The sequence below is a fragment of the Kitasatospora sp. NPDC058965 genome (assembly GCF_042741245.1).
Classification (GTDB): Bacteria; Actinomycetota; Actinomycetes; order Streptomycetales; family Streptomycetaceae; genus Kitasatospora.
In genome coordinates this window covers 1-3,301 of the sequence record NZ_JBHYKG010000518.1, presented here as the reverse complement: position 1 = coordinate 3,301, position 3,301 = coordinate 1, and the positions used below count along the sequence as shown (strand labels likewise).

Sequence of the window (3,301 nt, the reverse complement as noted above, 5' to 3'; positions counted from 1 at the left end):
CCGTCTGGGGCCTGGTCCGCGCCGCCCAGGCCGAGAACCCCGGCCGCATCCACCTCCTCGACACCGACACCCACACCGACACCGACACCGACACCCCCGGCACACCGACCGTCCTCGCCGACGAACCCGAACTCGCCCACCGCCACAACAAGACCTACATCCCCCGCCTCACCCCCACCACCACAACCACCACCCCCACCCCCATCAACCCCGACGGCACCGTCCTGATCACCGGCGGCACCGGCGGCCTCGGCGCCCTCATCGCCCGCCACCTCGTCACCCACCACGGCGCCCGCCACCTCCACCTCACCAGCCGCCGCGGACCCCACGCCCCCGGCGCCACCCAACTCCAAACCGACCTCCAAAACCTCGGCGCCACCGTCACCATCACCGCCGACGACATCACCGACCCCCACACCGTCCAACACCTCATCGACTCCCTCCCCACCCTCACCACCCTCATCCACGCCGCCGGCACCGCCGACAACGCCCTCACCCCCGCCCTCACCACCACCCACCTCACCCACACCCTCGCCCCCAAAGCCCACGCCGCCCACCACCTCCACCACGCCACCCGCCACCACACCCTCGACCACTTCCTCCTCATCTCCTCCGCCGGCGGCCTCGTCCTCGCCGCCGGACAAGGCCCCTACGCCGCCGCCAACACCTACCTCGACGCCCTCGCCCACCACCGCACCCACCACGGACACCCCACCACCGCCCTCGCCTACGGCCTCTGGAACACCAACACCGGTCTCAGTGCCGACCTCACCGAGGCGGACCTGGCCCGGATGAACCGCCAGGGCCTGCCCGCCCTGACCGAGACCGACGGCCTGGCCCTGCTGGACGCCGCGCTGGCCTCCCCCCACCCGGCGCTCGTCCCGCTGCACGTCAACACCAACGCCCTGCGCACCCGCACCGACGAGATCCCCGCCCTGCTGCGCGCCCTCGCCCCCACCGGGGCCGCCCGCCGGGCCGTCACCAGCAGCACCTCCGAGAGCGGCGCGGACGCACTTCGCCGGCGCCTGACCGCCCTCAACCCCGCCGAACGCGAGCGGGCGCTGCTGGACCTGGTGCGGACCCACGCGGCCGCCGTGCTCGGCCACGACCGGAAGGAGTCCATCGGCGCCGACCGCGGCTTCCTGGAGCTGGGGGTCGACTCCCTCACCGCACTGGAGCTCCGCAACCGCCTCTCCACCGCCACCGGCCTGCGCCTCACCCCGACCCTGGTCTTCGACTACCCCACGGCCGCCACGGTCGTCGACCACCTCCGCACGGAGCTGTTCGGCGCCGACGACCCCGCCGAGGACCTGAGCGAGGCCTCCGCCGACGACCTGTTCGCCATCCTCGACGCCGAACTCGCCTCGCTGGACGACTGACCCCCACCAGTCGCCCGTCAAAGAAGGAAGGGCGGGCCCACTTCCCCCAGTGGACCCGCCCTTCCGCGCGGCTGTGCTCTCGTGCCCCCTCTGCGACCACCTTCAGCGCGGCGTCAGACGTCCAGGACGCTGTGCTCACTGAGATCGGGGGCGTGACGCGCCACCGTCCGATAGTCCACATCGTCATGGAGCACGGTGAGGCCGTGGTGGGCAGCTGTCGCTGCAATCATGAGGTCGACTGCGGAGGCGCTTCGGTGATGGCCGGCCAGGGCCGTCCGGCGCTGCACCGTGTCGATCCACCGCCCCGCGCTCTTCGGCACGGAGACGTCCGGATACAGCTCGGTGAACATCTCGGAGATCTCGTCGTACTCCCGCCCGTCACGCGCGCTGTACAGGAACTCGGCGCGCTGCGGAGAGCACGAAGCAATCGATCCAGCGTCGATCGCTTCGTACCAAGCACCCTGCAGTTTCCGGTCCCGCAGCAGTCGGACCAGGCCCGAGCTGTCGAGGAGGTAGATCAACGGGCATCCTTCTCGGCCTGGTGCAGACGCGCGGCGTGCTCGACGGCACCCCAGTGCTGCGCTCGCTCGAAATGCCGGCCGATCCGGGCCGCGCGTTCCTGCTGCTCGGCATAGAACCGAAGGGCGAGGTTGACAGCCTCCTTCTTGGTCCGCGCACCGGCAAGCGCCATGGCTCGCTCCAGGGCCTCGTCGTCGATGTCGATCTGGGTCACGGACACCTGGCGCCTCCGGAAGCTCGCAATGTTGGCAATGTATATCCCGTTGTACGTGACCAACATGAGGAGCGGAGAGGTGCACCCCGGACCGCAGCTCCCGTGATCACTGCTGCGCCGGCGGCTGCTCCCTGGTGTCCAGCCACCCCCGCAGTGCCGCCTGCACGCCCGCCTGGAAGCGGGTGTCGGCGTTCAGGGCCTCCATCAGGGCCTGGATCCGGCGCATCACGGTCCGCTCGCCGATCCGCAGGGCGCGGGCGATGGTGCGGTCCTTGGCGCCGGCGGTCAGCATCCGCAGGATCGCCAGGTCGCGCGGGGACAGGTCGTCGGCGCCGCCCGGGCGGGCGCCGGCCGGGAGCCGGCCGCCGAGCGGGACGGCCTTCTCCCAGAGCGATTCGAAGGCCAGCAGCAGCGCGTCCAGCAGCGGGGAGGGGCCGATCAGCAGCCGGGTGGTGGCGTCGGCGGTGGCGAAGTCCGGGGGGATCACGGCCTGTCGGCGGTCCACGATGAGCATCTTCATCTGCGCGTCCGGCAGGCTGCGGGCCTGTTCGCCGGCCGCCAGGAAGCGCTCCAGCATGGCGGCCCGGCCGGGCTCGGCCAGGGTGGGGGCGTGGTAGATCGCCCGGTAGCTCACGCCGCGCCCCAGGGCCTGGAGTTCGTTGACGTTGTCGGCGGCGCCGTCCAGGTAGGGTGGCCGATCGATGATCAACACCTCGTGGCGCGAGCCGAGTTCGAGTTCGGCGAGCAGCGCCAGCACGGCCGCCTCGCCCTCGATCCGCTGGATCATCTGGTCCGGCCCCACCCGGGTCGCCCTGGCCTGCAGCGCCAACTGCCTTGCGTCGCTGCGCAGGACGTCCAGCCGCCGCTGCCGCTCCAGCACCACCGACTCCAGCGCCACGTCGGGCGGGGCGGCGAAGTACCGGCTCGGCATGCCGGGCAGCGGGGCGCACAGGCCCGCCGCGGTGAGTTCGGCCAGCGCCGCCGCGGCCGCCGCGACGGGCACGCCGACGGCTTCGGCGATCTGGTCCGCGCCGAGCTCGCCGCGGCCCAGCAGGTGCAGGTAGACCTCGCTGGCGCGCTCGGACAGCCCGACGGGTTCGAGCAGATGGGTCATGGCCGAGCAGGCTACTGGCTCACCGGCCCGAGCACACCGGGTCGGACGCGATCGGTCCGCGGCGGACACCGGCGC

4 protein-coding genes are annotated in these 3,301 nt (G+C 72.3%); 1 reads left to right on the top strand and 3 read right to left on the bottom strand.

What is annotated here, in order from left to right:
• Nucleotides 1-1,379, top strand: a 1,379-nt coding sequence (locus tag ACFW1A_RS39555) for a beta-ketoacyl reductase (RefSeq protein ID WP_380418387.1), incomplete at its 5' end; no start/stop codon positions are given.
• Between the two features lie 113 nt (nucleotides 1,380-1,492).
• On the opposite strand, the gene ACFW1A_RS39550 is transcribed toward ACFW1A_RS39555, so the two are convergent.
• From ACFW1A_RS39550 to ACFW1A_RS39540, 3 genes are all read right to left on the bottom strand, one after another.
• Complete coding sequence (locus ACFW1A_RS39550; protein ID WP_380418384.1) at nucleotides 1,493-1,900, bottom strand: PIN domain-containing protein; 408 nt, start codon at nucleotides 1,898-1,900, stop codon at nucleotides 1,493-1,495.
• Nucleotides 1,897-2,118, bottom strand: a complete 222-nt coding sequence (locus tag ACFW1A_RS39545) for a type II toxin-antitoxin system VapB family antitoxin (protein ID WP_380418382.1) — start codon at nucleotides 2,116-2,118, stop codon at nucleotides 1,897-1,899. Before ACFW1A_RS39545 ends, ACFW1A_RS39550 begins: the two co-directional genes overlap by 4 nt.
• 100 nt (nucleotides 2,119-2,218) lie before the next feature.
• Complete coding sequence (locus ACFW1A_RS39540; protein ID WP_380418380.1) at nucleotides 2,219-3,226, bottom strand: helix-turn-helix domain-containing protein; 1,008 nt, start codon at nucleotides 3,224-3,226, stop codon at nucleotides 2,219-2,221.
• Nucleotides 3,227-3,301: the final 75 nt, after the last annotated feature.